The sequence below is a fragment of the Litorivivens lipolytica genome (assembly GCF_014191715.1).
In the GTDB taxonomy this organism is placed as follows: domain Bacteria; phylum Pseudomonadota; class Gammaproteobacteria; order Pseudomonadales; family Spongiibacteraceae; genus Litorivivens; species Litorivivens lipolytica.
Window position 1 is genome coordinate 998,923 of sequence record NZ_JACHWY010000001.1, and the last position, 14,463, is coordinate 1,013,385.

At 55.6% G+C, this 14,463-nt stretch carries 14 protein-coding genes; 4 read left to right on the plus strand and 10 right to left on the minus strand.

What is annotated here, in order from left to right; all coding sequences use genetic code 11:
• Positions 1–6: 6 nt before the first annotated feature.
• Complete coding sequence (locus FHR99_RS04610) at positions 7–1,851, minus strand: beta-ketoacyl synthase N-terminal-like domain-containing protein (RefSeq protein WP_183409358.1); 1,845 nt, start codon at positions 1,849–1,851, stop codon at positions 7–9.
• A gap of 106 nt (positions 1,852–1,957) precedes the next feature.
• On the opposite strand from FHR99_RS04610, the gene FHR99_RS04615 reads away from it, so the two are divergent.
• The 3 genes from FHR99_RS04615 (at position 1,958) to FHR99_RS04625 (ending at position 5,412) form a co-directional block, all read left to right on the plus strand.
• Positions 1,958–2,950, plus strand: a complete 993-nt coding sequence (locus tag FHR99_RS04615) for a GlxA family transcriptional regulator (protein WP_183409359.1) — start codon at positions 1,958–1,960, stop codon at positions 2,948–2,950.
• A 152-nt stretch (positions 2,951–3,102) separates the two neighbouring features.
• The gene (locus FHR99_RS04620; protein ID WP_183409360.1) at positions 3,103–4,110 is read left to right on the plus strand and encodes a Rieske 2Fe-2S domain-containing protein; all 1,008 of its coding nucleotides are present in this window, start codon (positions 3,103–3,105) and stop codon (positions 4,108–4,110) included.
• Between the two features lie 120 nt (positions 4,111–4,230).
• Positions 4,231–5,412, plus strand: coding sequence for a thiolase family protein (locus FHR99_RS04625; protein WP_183409361.1), 1,182 nt, complete (start codon positions 4,231–4,233; stop codon positions 5,410–5,412).
• A 63-nt stretch (positions 5,413–5,475) separates the two neighbouring features.
• Here the strand turns inward: FHR99_RS04625 and FHR99_RS04630 are convergent, their stop codons facing one another.
• The 4 genes from FHR99_RS04630 to FHR99_RS04645 form a co-directional block, all read right to left on the minus strand.
• On the minus strand, positions 5,476–5,634 hold the full coding sequence (locus FHR99_RS04630) for a DUF3012 domain-containing protein (protein WP_183409362.1): 159 nt from the start codon (positions 5,632–5,634) through the stop codon (positions 5,476–5,478).
• A gap of 75 nt (positions 5,635–5,709) precedes the next feature.
• Complete coding sequence (locus FHR99_RS04635) at positions 5,710–5,883, minus strand: rubredoxin (protein WP_183409363.1); 174 nt, start codon at positions 5,881–5,883, stop codon at positions 5,710–5,712.
• A 99-nt stretch (positions 5,884–5,982) separates the two neighbouring features.
• Entirely contained in the window at positions 5,983–7,206 is a 1,224-nt protein-coding gene (locus FHR99_RS04640) for a PQQ-dependent sugar dehydrogenase (RefSeq protein WP_183409364.1), read from the minus strand.
• Between the two features lie 23 nt (positions 7,207–7,229).
• Positions 7,230–7,958: a hypothetical protein gene (locus FHR99_RS04645; RefSeq protein WP_183409365.1), complete on the minus strand. Its 729-nt coding sequence runs from the start codon at positions 7,956–7,958 to the stop codon at positions 7,230–7,232.
• Positions 7,959–8,076: 118 nt separating this feature from the next.
• On the opposite strand from FHR99_RS04645, the gene FHR99_RS04650 reads away from it, so the two are divergent.
• A complete protein-coding gene (locus FHR99_RS04650) occupies positions 8,077–9,027 on the plus strand; it encodes a tRNA dihydrouridine synthase (RefSeq protein ID WP_183409366.1) in 951 nt (316 codons plus the stop codon).
• Positions 9,028–9,035: 8 nt separating this feature from the next.
• Here FHR99_RS04650 and FHR99_RS04655 read toward each other — a convergent pair whose 3' ends face one another.
• From FHR99_RS04655 to FHR99_RS04675, 5 genes are read right to left on the minus strand one after another with little or no spacing between them, the layout of a single operon-like run.
• On the minus strand, positions 9,036–10,157 hold the full coding sequence (locus FHR99_RS04655; RefSeq protein ID WP_183409367.1) for a diguanylate cyclase domain-containing protein: 1,122 nt from the start codon (positions 10,155–10,157) through the stop codon (positions 9,036–9,038).
• A 10-nt stretch (positions 10,158–10,167) separates the two neighbouring features.
• Positions 10,168–11,343 (minus strand): sensor histidine kinase, encoded by a 1,176-nt coding sequence (locus FHR99_RS04660; RefSeq protein ID WP_183409368.1) that lies wholly within the window; start codon positions 11,341–11,343, stop codon positions 10,168–10,170.
• Between the two features lie 19 nt (positions 11,344–11,362).
• Positions 11,363–12,319 (minus strand): DUF3369 domain-containing protein, encoded by a 957-nt coding sequence (locus FHR99_RS04665; RefSeq protein WP_183409369.1) that lies wholly within the window; start codon positions 12,317–12,319, stop codon positions 11,363–11,365.
• Positions 12,319–13,902: an ATP-binding protein gene (locus tag FHR99_RS04670; RefSeq protein WP_183409370.1), complete on the minus strand. Its 1,584-nt coding sequence runs from the start codon at positions 13,900–13,902 to the stop codon at positions 12,319–12,321. Before FHR99_RS04670 ends, FHR99_RS04665 begins: the two co-directional genes overlap by 1 nt.
• 4 nt (positions 13,903–13,906) lie before the next feature.
• Positions 13,907–14,380, minus strand: a complete 474-nt coding sequence (locus FHR99_RS04675) for a YfiR family protein (RefSeq protein ID WP_183409371.1) — start codon at positions 14,378–14,380, stop codon at positions 13,907–13,909.
• Positions 14,381–14,463 lie beyond the last annotated feature (83 nt).

A 14,463-nucleotide genomic window follows, 5' to 3' on the forward strand; every position in this document is an offset into this window, starting at 1 on the left:
GCGGCGTCAGGAAGACAGCCAATCGGCGTAGGGTGTATCGACCTTCAGATCCACGGGGTTGGCGTAGCCCGGCAGGGAAATACGGGTATCGCTGACACTGAGTTCCTCGCCATTGAGCACATTGTGATCAAAGCGGTAGATCACTTCCGATTGTCCGGCAAGCGCAGCCTCATCGTAGGCACGGGCCGCGACAGCCACCTGAGTTTGTTTTTCCTGCCAGGCCGCCAATGCTGCCTTGCCGTGACGGGCAGTCAGCAAATTGCGAGTCGCAGTCGGTGAAAACACCGTCGCGGTGGCGTTATTGCCGCCAAACCCCTTGGAATTCAGCAGTGCGGCATCGGCGTCGATCTCGCGATGCTCCGGGCTCAAACTTAAATGGCTGCGGTGAATATCCGATGCAAATTCCTTCACGGTCGCAATACCGGGCAGGATACCGTCATTCCAGACACCCAGCGTATTCACCAGCTGATCGCCACTGGCCGAGGCGATGGTGTGACCAAGATAGGCCTTGATCGCCGCAACGGGCCAACCGTCAATGCCAAAGGCCTTGGCCACTTCGTTGAGAATGTGAGATTCGGTCACGCGATTCTGTGGCGTACCGGTGCCGTGTGCCTGCACAAAGCTGCGATTGCGCAGCGTCTCTTCACCCAATACCTGGCGAACCAGCGCAGCCGCCTTGGCCACGGTTAGATAGTTGCCGGCCCCCGGCGATGAAATAGATTTTTTGTAGCCATCGGCATTGATAAATACATCGGGAACCGAACCGTATATGCTCGCGCCCAGTTCCAGCGCCAGCTCATCGTCCATCAATACCGCAAATTGAGTCGCCTCGGCGACCGTAAAGCCACAGTTGTCCCCAAACGGTCGGCAAGCCCGGCGGTAGGCGGCATCATCCAGCGAATCCACCCCATCGAGTTTCATCAGGCCGGCATCGGTGGCCAATGCCCCCATCGTGGCATAGCCGTCGATCACATCCGGCGTAATCGGTGCCTCAGCGGCGCCGACGATGGCAATACGTGCCCGCCCGCTGCGAATATCTTGAACCCCTGCGCGCAAGTTATACAGGAAGGTAGCGCAGGCACCGAGCGAGGGGCCGGTGCTACCAATGCTCCCCAACACGTAGGCATTCACAAAGTCCGACGGCATATCCGCCAGCCCCAGGGCCAGCTGCTTGGAGGTTACCCGCTTGCCACCGAGCCGCGCGGCCAACAAGCCCCCGTTGCCATTCTCGTCGAGCTGGGCCATGGCCGAACTGGCATACACGCTGACCTGATCCGGACGCACCGCCGACAACAGCGTCTCCCAGCCAATACCCACAGACTGAATAGCATCGGAGGCGCCAAAAATCGACAACTGCAGCCCGCGGGGATGGCTGCGCGAGGCATAGAGCGCACCGGGATCAAAACCGGTTGGCAACTGCCCCGCCGCCCGCACTTCGCTGACGCGGGTGGTCTGTACCAGAAAATCGCTGGCACCGTGCATATCCACACGCACTCGACCTTTGTCGATTTCTGTCACCTTCCAATTGGGGGGAATCACTTCCGGCAGGTTGCGTGCGCGGGTGACAAAACTCAGCTCTTCTCCGGCCGGCGCCAAAGGCATGTGTTTATTACAGGGAATCGCTTCAGTATCGAAGTAGCCCGCTTCTATCTTGCGAACCAGGGTGTGGTTGAGAATGAATTCCCGGTCCGTGACGGGCACCCCCATCAGGGCAGACAAGCTCTGCAAGGTACGGTTGACCTTATCGTCCGGCAGGGCATCCAACACCATGCGTCGATAGCCATGATGGAAAGACGAGCGTCCCGCTGCGTTAATCCCGCCAAAACCTGTGATTACCGGTAACCGTGCCACCAAACCTGCTCCACATCGAAAACTTAGGGGCAGATTCTAGGCAAGCTACACGCAAGCAATTAGTATAATATAGTCACTTTATAGCACTTTAAAGCCACATATATTCATGGTCAACATTGCCCTGCTAGCCCTCCCCAATGCGCTGACATCGAGCCTCTCGCTACCGCTAGAGATGCTTCAAGCCACCAGCGATCAACTGCGTATGGCGCGTCAGAAAGCTCCCCAAGTGCAGCTTTTGGGTTTTGACCGCGAGCCCGTAAAAGCCGCCGGCGGGCTCAGCCTCAGCCCCGAAGCGAGTCTGGATGAAGCCGGAAATCTCGACCTGATTATCCTGCCCACGCGCTGGCGCCACCCCCTGAAAGGCATCGACCTAAAGCCTCTGAGCGGCTGGTTGAATGAGCAATATCGTTCGGGCAGCACACTGTGCACGGTCGGCACGGGCAGTTATCTGCTGGCCGAGTCGGGTTTGCTTAACAAGCGGCCTGCGACGACACACTGGCACTACTTCGAGGATTTCGCCGAACGCTACCCAGAGGTCGATCTGATTCGCAATTATCTGATTACGGAAACGGAACGCATCTACTGTGCAGGCAGTATCAACTCCATTGCCGACCTGCTGGTGCACATCATTGGCGAGCGCTGGGGCACCACCATTGCCCACCGCGTAGAACGGCAGTTTTCGCCGGAAATTCGCCGCCCCTTTCACTCACACGCCTATCGGGTTGGACAGACCGATCTGCACCGGGACGAGGCGATAGCGCTGGTGCAGTCTTATATCAGCAAGCACTTCTCAGGCCCGATCCAATTGTCGCAACTCGCCGAGCAGGCCGGGCTCAGCGAACGCAGCCTCACTCGCCGTTTCAAACAGGCAACGGGACAAAGTCCACTCGACTATCTGAATACCATCCGTCTGCGAACGGCGCGGGAATTGCTCCAGCAAAGCAACCTCGCCATCAGTGATATCGCCCAGACCAGCGGCATTCTTGACCCCAACTACTTCAGCCGGCTTTTTCGACGGGAATACGGGGTGACACCAAAGCAATACCGCACCAATGTGCGGGGCAAACTGTTTTCTCCGGGCACTGGCCCGAAGGGTTAAACCAGTACACTTGCAAAAGATTACAATCGCGTCAGAATCGGGTAACACGTGTGTACTTTTATCCGGGCGCGGTCTGATAATCGCACTCATCCGGTTAATTCACAGGCACGGCGCAATGCGGCGCCGGCACACCCTATAAGAGAGAGTCGACCATGGAAAACACCGCACAGCTGCCTATACCCTTTGGCTGGTACTGCGTTTCCCTATCCCGAGATTTGCAGCCCGGCGACGTCAAACCGGTTCGCTACTTTGACCGCGAGATGGTGATGTTCCGCACGGAGTCCGGTGAGGCGAAAGTGCTGGACGCTTACTGCCCCCACCTTGGCGCTCATCTCGGTCACGGCGGTAAAGTGAAGGGAGACAATATCGCCTGCCCCTTCCACGCCTGGGAGTTTTCCGGCGAGGGTGTATGCAAAAACGTACCCTACGCCAGGAATATGCCGCCGAAGGTCGCGGGTGGTAATCCCTGCATCTACGCCTACCCTACCGTCGAAAAAAATCAGGCGGTTTGGGTGTGGTACCACCCGGACAACATCGCCCCGCTGTTTGAGGTAGAAGAGCTCGCGGAGCTGAACAGCGATGACTGGACCGACATCTCTACTTACGAATGGACCTTCCACTCCCACATTCAGGAAACCGCGGAAAACGGCTGCGATGCAGCCCACTTTATGTACGTGCACGGCAATCAGGACGTGCCCAAGGGCGAAGTGAAGCACGAAGGCTTCCAGCGCCACGCTCACTTCGTCAGCAAGGCCCCGGAGATTTTCGAAGACGGAACCTTCGACACCACCGGCACCTTGTTCCGCGATTCCTTCCTCGACACGTCCAGCAATGGCCCGGGGCAGACCTGGCAGCGATTCAGTGGCGTATTTGAGACCTTTATGATGGGCACTGTGACGCCCATCGATGCCAAAACCGTTCATCTGCGCTTTGTTTTCACCCAGCCCAAAGATATGAACGCCGGTCAGGAAATCATGTCACAGGCAGTAATTTCCAACGTCGCCCTGCAGGTGCAACAGGATATGCCGATCTGGGAAAACAAGGTGTATCGCCCCCAACCTGTCCTCTGTGACGGCGACGGCCCGATTGCCCAATTCCGCAAATGGTTCAGCCAGTTTTATGCAGGCGGGAGCGGCGACAAGGACAGCAAGGCCGCCTAAACAACGCCCCACTCAGCCATCCGCGCAGAACCGCTGTGCGCCGCCATTGCTTGTCATGGCGGCGTCAACATGGCTAAATGCGCCCTCATTTCATAGTTCGAACTTGTGTGAGGGTCTGTTATGTCTTCCGATTCCGTCTATATCGTCAGTGGTGCCCGTACCCCCATGGGTGGCCTGCTGGGCTCATTAAGTGGCGCAACCGCTGTTGAGCTAGGCACTACCGCCATGGCTGAAACTGTAAAGCGCGCTGGCATTGACGCCGCGGATATCGAAGAAGTGGTTATGGGCTGTGTACTGCAAGCCGGTCTGAAGCAGGGACCCGCACGTCAGGCGGCTCTGGGTGCCGGCATCCCCAAAACCACCGGTTGCGTAACCGTCAACAAGCTCTGCGGCTCTGGCATGCAGACCACCATTTATGCCCACGACATGATCAAGGCCGGTACCTGCAGCGTGGCCCTGGCCGGCGGCATGGAGAGCATGAGCAACGCGCCTCACCTGGTTAATGGCGCTCGCGGCGGTGTTGGCACCGGTGCCAAAGGCCTCGAAGATCACATGTTTTACGATGGTCTGCAGGATGCCTACAAAGGTGGCCTGATGGGTGCATTTGCCCAGGCTACTGCCGACGACAACGGCCTGACCCGCGAAGCCATGGACGCCTTTGCTATCGAATCCCTAAAGCGCGCCCAGAAAGCCATTGAAGACGGCAGCCTCGATGCGGAATCCGTACCTGTCACTATTAAAACCCGCAAGGGCGAAATCATCGTTAAACACGACGAGCAGCCCGGCAAAGCGAATCTGGATAAAATTCCGACCCTTAAACCTGCGTTCAAGAAAGACGGCACCGTAACCGCAGCCAACTCAAGCTCGATCAGCGACGGCGCCTCTGCCCTGCTGCTGATGAGCGGCGCCGAAGTGGAAAAGCGTGGATTGAAGCCGCTGGCCCGCATCGTTGCTCACAGCCGCAACTCTCATGAGCCGGAGTTGTTCACGACCGCTCCCATCGGCGCGGTAGAAAAACTCTACGTGAAAACTGGCTGGACCAAAGACGACGTGGACCTGTGGGAAATCAACGAAGCCTTTGCCATGGTCACCATGCTGGCCATGCGCGATCTCGATCTGGATCACGCCAAGGTGAACGTTCACGGCGGTGCCTGCGCCCAAGGCCACCCCATCGGTTCAACCGGTTCGCGCATCATCCTGAGCCTGATCTACGCCCTACAGAAATACGGCAAGAAGCGCGGCATTGCGGCGCTGTGTATCGGTGGTGGTGAAGCGCTGGCCACGGCTATCGAGCTGGTCTAAGCCCTAACAGACGGGCACAAAAAAGGGAGCAACTTGCTCCCTTTTTTGGTTCTGCTAACGGCCTCAGAAAATACAGTGTTTGGTGTAATCCTTGGCTTCGTTACCCGTCCATTCGCCCTTGGGCTTGGCATCCATATCCTTGCACCAGGCTTCGCTACCTACCTCGGGCGCACACGCCGCAAGCAGCCCTGCGATTACCAGTACCAACGCACCACGAATCATCTGTATTCTCCTGAAAATTGAACCCTTTCAGTATCGCACGCTGCCAGCCGATGCGCGCGAAGAAGTTAACACTTCTCAGGCTTCAACCATATCAAAGTCAAACTTGCTGATGCCGCAGTCCGGGCATTCCCAGTCTTCGGGCACATCTTCCCACTTGGTGCCTGGCTCAATGCCATCATCCGGGAGGCCTTCCGCTTCGTCGTAAACAAAGCCGCAGATCACACACTCCCACTTCTTGAAATCACTCATGAACGTCTCCGTATCAGGACAGTATCAGCATTGGCGCAGAGTATAGCACCACATAAGGTCCCGGTTTTATTGCAGAAACGGTCAAGCTCATAGGTAAAATCAGGGCAAATCCGAACTCAGGCTCAGGCGGTAAACCGCACTGCCGTAATCGTCGGACAGGTAGAGATTACCGGCGCTATCCTCTTCAACGTCCACCGGACGCCCCACCAAATCGTCACCAGTCCAGAATCCATCGACCAGTGTTTGCACCGAGATCTGACCATCACTCTGCCATTGCAGCAGTTCCAGTCGGTAACCGTCAGGGACGGAGCGATTCCAGGAGCCATGCAGAGCCATAAAGGCTGAACGCGGAAAAGCCTCGGCCAAGCTCTCATGGCGAGGAAAATGCAGCCCCAGCGGCGTGGTATGGGCAGGTATGGCCAACACGGGGTCAATGGTATCCAGCGTGTCGGGCTTCAGGCTACCCAGATCCGGATCCGCATCACCAAAGCCATTGGCAAAGGGCCAACCATAAAAGCCCCCCTCGACCACCAGATTCAGCTCGTCCGGCGGATAGTCGTCGCCCAACAAGTCGCGACTGATATCGGCGGCATAGAGCGCCTGATCCCAGGGCGCCCAGGCAAAGCCCATGGCATTGCGCAGACCTGCCGCGTAGATCTCAGCGCCACTGCCATCTGGACGCATCCGCATTAGGCTGCCGCGTCGCGTGTCTTCCTCTGTGCACACGTTACAACTGGAGCCAACATTAAAATACAGCCAACCATCCGGCCCCAGCTCGAGACTTTTTGCCCAGTGATTTCCGCCACCCGGCAGACCACTCAGCAAGCGCTGAAACGGCCCCTCCACTGCGCGCGCTTGAGCGTTGAATTTTACCCGGCCAATCGCATCCTGTTCGGCGATATACAGCCAGTCGCCGATCAAGGTCATGCCATGGGGCATATTCAACTCGGTCAACAGCGTCTCACGGCCATCGGAGCGACCATCCCCATCGCTGTCGGCATGCAGCAGGACAATATCGCCCTTGCGCGGCCGCGACACCAAGAGGTCGTCGCGGCTGGTTGGCAGCAGCCAGCGCGCATTGGGCAGGTTCGCCGCAAAAATACGCAGGGTAAAGCGCTCATCAATGTTAAGGGTCTGCTTCAGGCGGGATTCCTCCGGAGTATCAATTCCGGACCCCACGATCGCGTTGAGAATCACGCGAAAATCGCCCACTTGTGGGGCGACATAGAGCTTGAACAATACCCCTCCGCCGACTACCAGCAGCAATACAACTGCCAGAAGAAAACGCGCCGTTGAACCGCCGTGTTGAGGTTTTACCGTCATAAATCTATTCCTGTTATTGTTGTTCAGACCGACGCAGCCAGTGACAGCAGCACTACGACAGGACGCCCCTGACGCTCCAGGGTAACCGCCACATAGTCCGCTGCTGCCAACTGCTGGTAAAGCACCGGAATGGCATCGCTGCGCTGCAGCGAGACGCCATTAACACCCAATACATTGTCGCCCGGTTGCAGCCCAAGGGCCGCAAAAGCCTGCGGGTCGCTGCCGGGATAAACCGTATAATTCATCCGACCCTGACTGCGTGACGCTTCAATTTTCACCTTTCCAGCCAGCGCGAAGGGGTTGATATAGAGCTTCTGGTGATAGGTGCGGGCAAGACGGGTGGCCTGCTCATCGCGCCTCAGGTCAACGAGATCCGGCCGAGATGCATCGGTGTCTGCCTTGGCATCACGGACGCAACAGTAAAAGCGGTAGACCTCACCCTGCTGAACCAGTACAGCTTCATCGAGCACGGCAACAACCGGTGACCCGCCAGCCGACGCTGCTGCCTGTTGAGGAGCCGCGTCACGCGCCATAGCCTCATCGTTTGACAGCTCGGCAAAGAAAGATTGCCCGCCGTCGGCAAAGGGCTCGTCACCGAAAGCCTCATCGCCAAACAGCGCGGCCTCGTCGCTGAATAACTCGTCCTCCAGCGCCAGAAGATCAGGCTGCGCCGGCTTCTGCCCAAACACCGCAAGTACGCCTGCGGCAACGATCCAAACAATGGCAAATAAGAGATGTTGTTTAACGGTCATGTCTACTCCTCGAAGGGCTCAGTCTACTGAGCTTTCCCCTTCTACGAAAGACACCCCCGGATTGGCTCAGTTGCCCTGCCGGCGGTATACTGCGCGCCCATCGAATCCGCGTGCACCAATGAAGATTTACCTTGCTCCCATGGAGGGTGTAGTCAACGCCCGAATGCGCGCCCTGCTTACCTCTGTTGGCGGGCTGGATCGCTGTGTCACCGAGTTTGTTCGCGTCACTACCCAACTGTTGCCCCCCCGGGTCTTTCATCGCTACTGCCCGGAACTGGAAAGCGGCAGCCAAACCCCTACCGGTGTTCCCGTTTACCTGCAATTGCTGGGTAGCGACCCAGCCTGTTTAGCGGATAACGCAGCGCGCGCAGAACAGCTTGGTGCGGCCGGTATCGATCTGAATTTTGGCTGCCCCGCCAAAACCGTGAACAAACACCGTGGCGGCTCAGTGCTTTTGGATGAACCGGAATTGATACACCGCATTGTTTCCGAAATTCGCCGCACCCTCGCCCCCGCAACCCCACTCACGGTGAAGATCCGCTTGGGCTACGCCGACGCGTCGCCCCTGCTGGAGGTCGCTAACGCCGTGACTGAGGCGGGCGCATCCGAGCTGATTGTCCACGCCCGTACCAAGGCACAGGGATACAAACCGCCAGCGCACTGGGAAGCCATCGGAAACGTACGCGAGCGCGTGAACATCCCGCTGATTGCCAACGGCGAAATCTGGAATCGCGAAGACTATCAGCGCTGCAAAGAACTCAGTGGTTGCGACGACGTGATGCTCGGGCGCGGCATGCTGGCCCACCCGGCACTGGCACTAACGCTGAAGAACGCCCATCAAGCCAACATGCCGTGGCAGCAGGTGCTCACCCACCTGATCGGCTTCCAGCAGGATCTAAAAACAAACTGTACACCCCGCCACGCCTGCTCGCCGACCAAGCAATGGCTCGCCTACCTCCAGTGGCATTATCGTGAGGCGGAAGCGCTGCTTAAAGCGGTAAAACGCATTGTTGATGCAGAGATCATGCTAGCGGAGTTGCAACGCAGGCATCTTCGTGACGCTGCGTGAAGGTGGGTCTATAAAGAAAAGGGCGTTCCGATAAAGTCCTTGCCGACAGCTCCCGCAACCCCTTCCATCGCCTGAATCACAGCCTCTCTTAGGTCGGGCTGATAATTCAGCGCCTGCGGAAAGGGGGTCACGGTCGAAACCGACAACTCGCTAAGATGACCCAGACTATCCGCCGTCGTGCCGGCGTCCAGTAATACCGCATGGCAACCCAAGCCTTTGAGGGCCTCCAGAAATTGTTGCAACTGTGGGCGCACATCGGCTAACTCGCGCTCGGAAACCGCAAACCAGAGTTTATCGGCAAGTTCGGGATGAGCCGTCAGCAGGCGTTGTAGAAAACGCATAAACTGCTGCGCGCAAACCGAGGCGCGACTCAGGCGGACCAGCGTTTTATTGGCCAAGGTTGAGGATTCAGACAGTTTGGTGAGTACCCAGCGGTCCATCGCCAATAACAAGTCCATAGAGCCAAGTTCGACTCTCAAATCAGCGATAGGTACGCTCTCTCCCCCCGATTTAAGCAAGATATCGGTTAGCACAAAGTCGCTATCTACGAGCTCGCTGTAGACAAGTGAAAAACCGTCGTGCAAAAAAGCATGGTGAATGCACTCTACCCAAGGAGTCTGTGCTGGCGCCTGATGCGGCTCGCCATCTTGCGTCAACTCGGCGCGAACACAACTGCCACCATCGGATTTCGCCTTAAACAGCCCGCGCTCCGCTCGCAGCGTTGCGGCCTCCCAACTTTGATCCGTCTCTTCAGTCTGGGCTACACCGATGGAAAAGTGCACATCCAAACAAATACCACCAAGGGTCACTTGGCGGCCGCCAAGCTCGTCCAAAAGCTGCTCACTTTCTGCGTATAGTTCTTTCAATCCGCGGTAGGGGCAAAGCATGGCGAAACTGTCTTCACCCAGATAGAAAAGTCGGTCACCTTCCAGCAGCGAGGCGCTTAGCGTTTTATGAAGATGGCCGAGGAATTCATCACCCGCATTAAAACCCGCCACCTGATTGATGAGGCGAAAACGGTCGACGTCCAGTACCTTTAGCCCGTGTATACGTGTTCCCTGCGTCGTCGCGCGCAGCATGCGATCGAGGCAATTGCGATATGCATCCCGCTCGCTATTCAGCGTCTGCATCGCAACATTCTCACGAAATCAGGGGAAGGGTGAATTCAACGCGGGTTCCCTCTCCGGGATCACCCTTTAAATCAATTGTGCCGCCATGCCAGCGCACGATTTTGCGACAGATATTCAGACCGACACCACTACTCGCCGGTACATCGCGGGAATTTTCGCGCCGAAACAGGGAGAACGCATTCTGACGATCGGCATCCGAGATACCTATGCCATTGTCGGATACCGCAAATCGCCAAACATCCATGTCCTTCTTAGCCTCAATACCGATCCTGGGTGGCTGCTCGCTACGAAACCGCAAAGCGTTGGAGATCAGGTTGTAAAACACCTGATACAACTGTCGGCGAGAACCCATCACCACCGGCAGATCATCGCAATCAAACTCTGCCTGCATCTCCTCAATCGATTCACGTAAATCCAGGCGCACATCGTCGACCAGCGTCGATAGATCCACCGGCACGCGAAGTTCGTTATAGCGCCCGCTCTCCGAATAGCGCGCCAAATCATCCACCTTGCGGAACAGCTCTCGACTCAGCTCGAGCACATCCTGCAACTGCCGGTGCTGGGTGGGAGATATATCTTTCTCAAGTTCGTAGTAGATAACCTGAGTATCGGCGACCAGTGTCTTCAGTGCCTGCCGAAAGCTGCGCGAAGTAACTTCCGAGAGGGTTTCCAACTCCTCAACCACACCCACCAACTGCTGTCGACTTCGGGCCAGTGCCATCATGTCGCGATAGGAGGACAAGGCGGTATAAACCACGGTATAAAGCCTATCCTGTGTCAGCTCGGTTTTGGCGCGGTAGTCATTGATATCGTAAACCGTCAACACATGACGCTCCGGCGCCAGACCCGGCTGACCGGTTCGCAGAATAATGCGGATAAAACTGTTGCCTATATCTTGACGCACAAACTGGGCGAAGCGTAAACCCGCATCGTCCGTTTCCATCACAACATCGAGCAGGATCAATGCCACACCGGGGTTGGCTAACAGCTTCTCGCGCGCTTCGATGGCAGAATAGGCGTTAATAAACTCGAGTCGCCGATTGGCATAGACAAATTCTGACAATGCTAGTTCGGTAATACGATGAACCTCTTCATCGTCATCCACGACCAATATCTGCCACGGTGTTTCCTCGAATACATCCGCAGGTGAATCATTCTCTGGGCGTAACTTTAGTACATCATTCATCGTTACATCTCACTTCCCATCAGTCTCTGCTGTTAATCAAGCAGAGCTTTTCGTGGGCAATTGCCACATTACGGGCAAACAATTCGACGAGTGATACATCAGGTACGTCAATTGGCTTATCACCCGATATATAGAGCACATTCTGGGTATTTTTCTGTGTCGTGTAGAGCGCCACAACGTAGTCCTGGCCGTAGCGATTGCTCTGCGTTGCAAGCGTATCATCAATGCGCTGCCTGACATCCGGATGCTTCGACCAAAGCTTTTCTTCACAATCCAGACCTTCAAACTTACCGGTCGATGCAACAACTTGAAAGGTGTCTTCTCCACTCTCCAGAGCAAGCCCTGAAGTGCGCACCACCAGGAGATCCTGATCCAGGTACATAAGTGCTGACAGCTGCTCCAGAACGCCTTGGGCAAAGTCATCGAGCGAACTCAAGCGGAACAGGTCAGCCGAGGCCTCGATAACACGAACCAAGCCCCGTCGGTTTTTTTCCAGTGCCACGAGATCCCGATAGCAACTCAGGCTGGTATACACACAGGTAAAGAGTTTCTGGCGGGTCAGCTCAGTTTTTTCCTTGTAATCGTTGATATCGTAATGGGTAATCACATCATATTCCGGCGCCTGACCGGGCTGACCGGTGCGTAGAACAATTCGAACGAAACGATTCCCCAAGTTCTCACGAATGTAGCGCACGCAATCCAGTCCGGCGGTGTCACTTTCCATCACGACATCCAGCAAAATAGCTGCCGTGTTGGTGTGTGTCGCCATGTAGTCTCGGGCCTCCTGACCATTGTAGACCGAATGAATAGCCAGTGGCCGGCCGGCAAATTCAAAACCATCGAGCGCTAAGCGGGTTACATCGTGGACTTCACTGTCATCGTCCACGACCAGCAAATGCCAAGGTTCAAGCCCATTATGTCCCGAACCGAGATCACTCTCTTCTCCAGCCAGATTCAACGCGTCATTGCCCGCCATTAGGCCACCTCCTCCATTGAGAGCTTTTGGGGAATCTGCAATGTCACATGTACCCCTTCTCCAGGTTTGCTATCCATGCGGATTCGCCCGCGCAGCTGCTGCGTCACCAGGTTATACACAATATGCATGCCAAGCCCGCTGCCACCGTCACCGCGCCTTGTGGTAAAGAAAGGGTCGAACACCTTATCCAAGGCAGCTCGGTCCATACCAACCCCATCGTCTCGATAATGCAGCGCAATCTGTTCACCCTCTTGATCAACATCAATCCGGATCGTGCCTTCTTTAGTGTCGGGGTAAGCATGTACTAATGAATTCATCAGCAAATTAGTAATGATTTGAGAAAACGCACCAGGAAAACTCTGCATCAAAAGATTGTCCGGCACGTTCAACTCTACCGATATATTGGTTTTTTTAAGTTTGGGAAGAAGACTTAGCAAAATCTCTTCAAGGTAATTATGGAGATCAAACTGACGCAATTCACTGCTGGTCTGATCAACCGCCACCTGCTTGAAACTGTGAATCAGATTGGCAGCACGATTGAGGTTATTCAGCAAAATACCTGCTGATTGTATTGCCGTTTGTACGTATTTGCGCAGGCCACTATCGGTTAAGCGCCCGGCCTCATAGCTTGCCGACATATCTTCGGTGGCCGCGTGCAGGGTGCTGGCGGCTGTGACTCCCACTCCTATAGGCGTGTTAATCTCATGGGCAACACCCGCCACCAAACCACCCAACGAAGCCATCTTTTCCTGATTGACCAGCTGTTCCTGGGTTTCACGAAGTTGTTTTAGTGTTGTATTCAGCGCGGCGTTCGCCTCTTCAACTTCGGTCACCTGCTGTTTCAATTCGTCATGGGCAAGACTCAGCGCCAGATCTCTACTTTGAATCTGCGCCAACATGCCATTAAAGCTGTCAAACAAGGTGCCAATTTCATCATTGGCGAACTTCTCTGCGCGCAATCCGAAATCACTCTCTTCTGATACCCGTTGCGTGGTCGCAACCAGCTGGGTAATCGGCTGTTCGATTAATCTCCGGAAGAAGCTCGTCAGCAGAAAGGCAATCAGCGAACTCACCAACACCATACCAACAGCAACCAGAACACTAAGCCCCATAGCGCCCTGGAGATCGTCGGTGGAGCGTTGTAGAACCACGGTACCCAGCTGATCCTGACCGACAAAGACTTTTTCACGGTGCAATAGCGATCCTGCCAAGTCCTCAGGCACCGCCGCCAATTCCTTTGGACATTGAAGTCCCTTAGCAGCGGGCGTATACGACGCAAATAAAACGCCACCGGCATTCTTATCATAGACACAGGCGCGCTCTAGCTCAGTTAATGCTTTAAGGGAAAGAAGGAGATCTCCTGCCGCGCTAACGTCTCCGAAACTCAGTGCAGCAGAAACATTCTGGGCGAACATATTGGCCGTCGTTTCAATCTCATCAACAGCCTTATTTTTCAGCCCGACCCAACCCACCGTGAGGTAGACCGCTGTACTGAGCAGTACAACAATCAGGCTGGTGCCGATTATCGACAACAGAATCTTGTGTCGAATGGGCAGTGCGCTGAGTCTGTGCAAGATAGACATGACCTTACCTGACTACTCGCTGCGCCAAGGACAGGAGTTTGCTACTGATCACTATCCCCTGCTCACGCGCCCGCGCTTCATGGATAACAAAACGCACCTTGCCGTCCACGATAATCAATCCGATCACCCCGCCACGCTCGATAAAATCCTCGCCTTCCCCCACGGTTACAAGCGGCAAGGTAACGGTCTCCCGTAACCATTGTTCTGACCAGTACGGCGCTTCGCCGCTACTGTAGAGCATATGACAGTCGCTCAATTGACCTCGTTCACTGACAAAGCGAACATCGATCGATTTATCTTGGGTGGATTTTCCGTTGACAACGCGTTCGATCTGCCGGGTATCCGCCAGTGACGCAGCGATACAAAGGTTGAAGCGACCGTTTGTATCCGCAGCCGATGCCGGCCACTCAATAAATTTAGTAAAGTTATAGAGAAAAGCAGCCTTTACGCCCAAGGCGATTTCATTGGCCGCTGCCATCGGCGAGATCAGTAGCATTAGCGCAAGACTATATGCAAGGCGCCGCCTAACAGGGCTAGACGTATTGTGAATCAACCCACTCA

Coding starts and splice junctions, on each gene's coding strand:
- FHR99_RS04655 (WP_183409367.1), bottom strand. CDS start 10,157: ATGCAGACGCTGAATAGCGAGCGGGATGCATATCGCAATTGCCTCGAT.
- FHR99_RS04630 (WP_183409362.1), bottom strand. CDS start 5,634: ATGATTCGTGGTGCGTTGGTACTGGTAATCGCAGGGCTGCTTGCGGCG.
- FHR99_RS04675 (WP_183409371.1), bottom strand. CDS start 14,380: ATGGCAGCGGCCAATGAAATCGCCTTGGGCGTAAAGGCTGCTTTTCTC.
- FHR99_RS04660 (WP_183409368.1), bottom strand. CDS start 11,343: ATGAATGATGTACTAAAGTTACGCCCAGAGAATGATTCACCTGCGGAT.
- FHR99_RS04670 (WP_183409370.1), bottom strand. CDS start 13,902: ATGTCTATCTTGCACAGACTCAGCGCACTGCCCATTCGACACAAGATT.
- FHR99_RS04640 (WP_183409364.1), bottom strand. CDS start 7,206: ATGACGGTAAAACCTCAACACGGCGGTTCAACGGCGCGTTTTCTTCTG.
- FHR99_RS04625 (WP_183409361.1), top strand. CDS start 4,231: ATGTCTTCCGATTCCGTCTATATCGTCAGTGGTGCCCGTACCCCCATG.
- FHR99_RS04650 (WP_183409366.1), top strand. CDS start 8,077: ATGAAGATTTACCTTGCTCCCATGGAGGGTGTAGTCAACGCCCGAATG.
- FHR99_RS04615 (WP_183409359.1), top strand. CDS start 1,958: ATGGTCAACATTGCCCTGCTAGCCCTCCCCAATGCGCTGACATCGAGC.
- FHR99_RS04645 (WP_183409365.1), bottom strand. CDS start 7,958: ATGACCGTTAAACAACATCTCTTATTTGCCATTGTTTGGATCGTTGCC.
- FHR99_RS04620 (WP_183409360.1), top strand. CDS start 3,103: ATGGAAAACACCGCACAGCTGCCTATACCCTTTGGCTGGTACTGCGTT.
- FHR99_RS04665 (WP_183409369.1), bottom strand. CDS start 12,319: ATGGCGGGCAATGACGCGTTGAATCTGGCTGGAGAAGAGAGTGATCTC.
- FHR99_RS04635 (WP_183409363.1), bottom strand. CDS start 5,883: ATGAGTGATTTCAAGAAGTGGGAGTGTGTGATCTGCGGCTTTGTTTAC.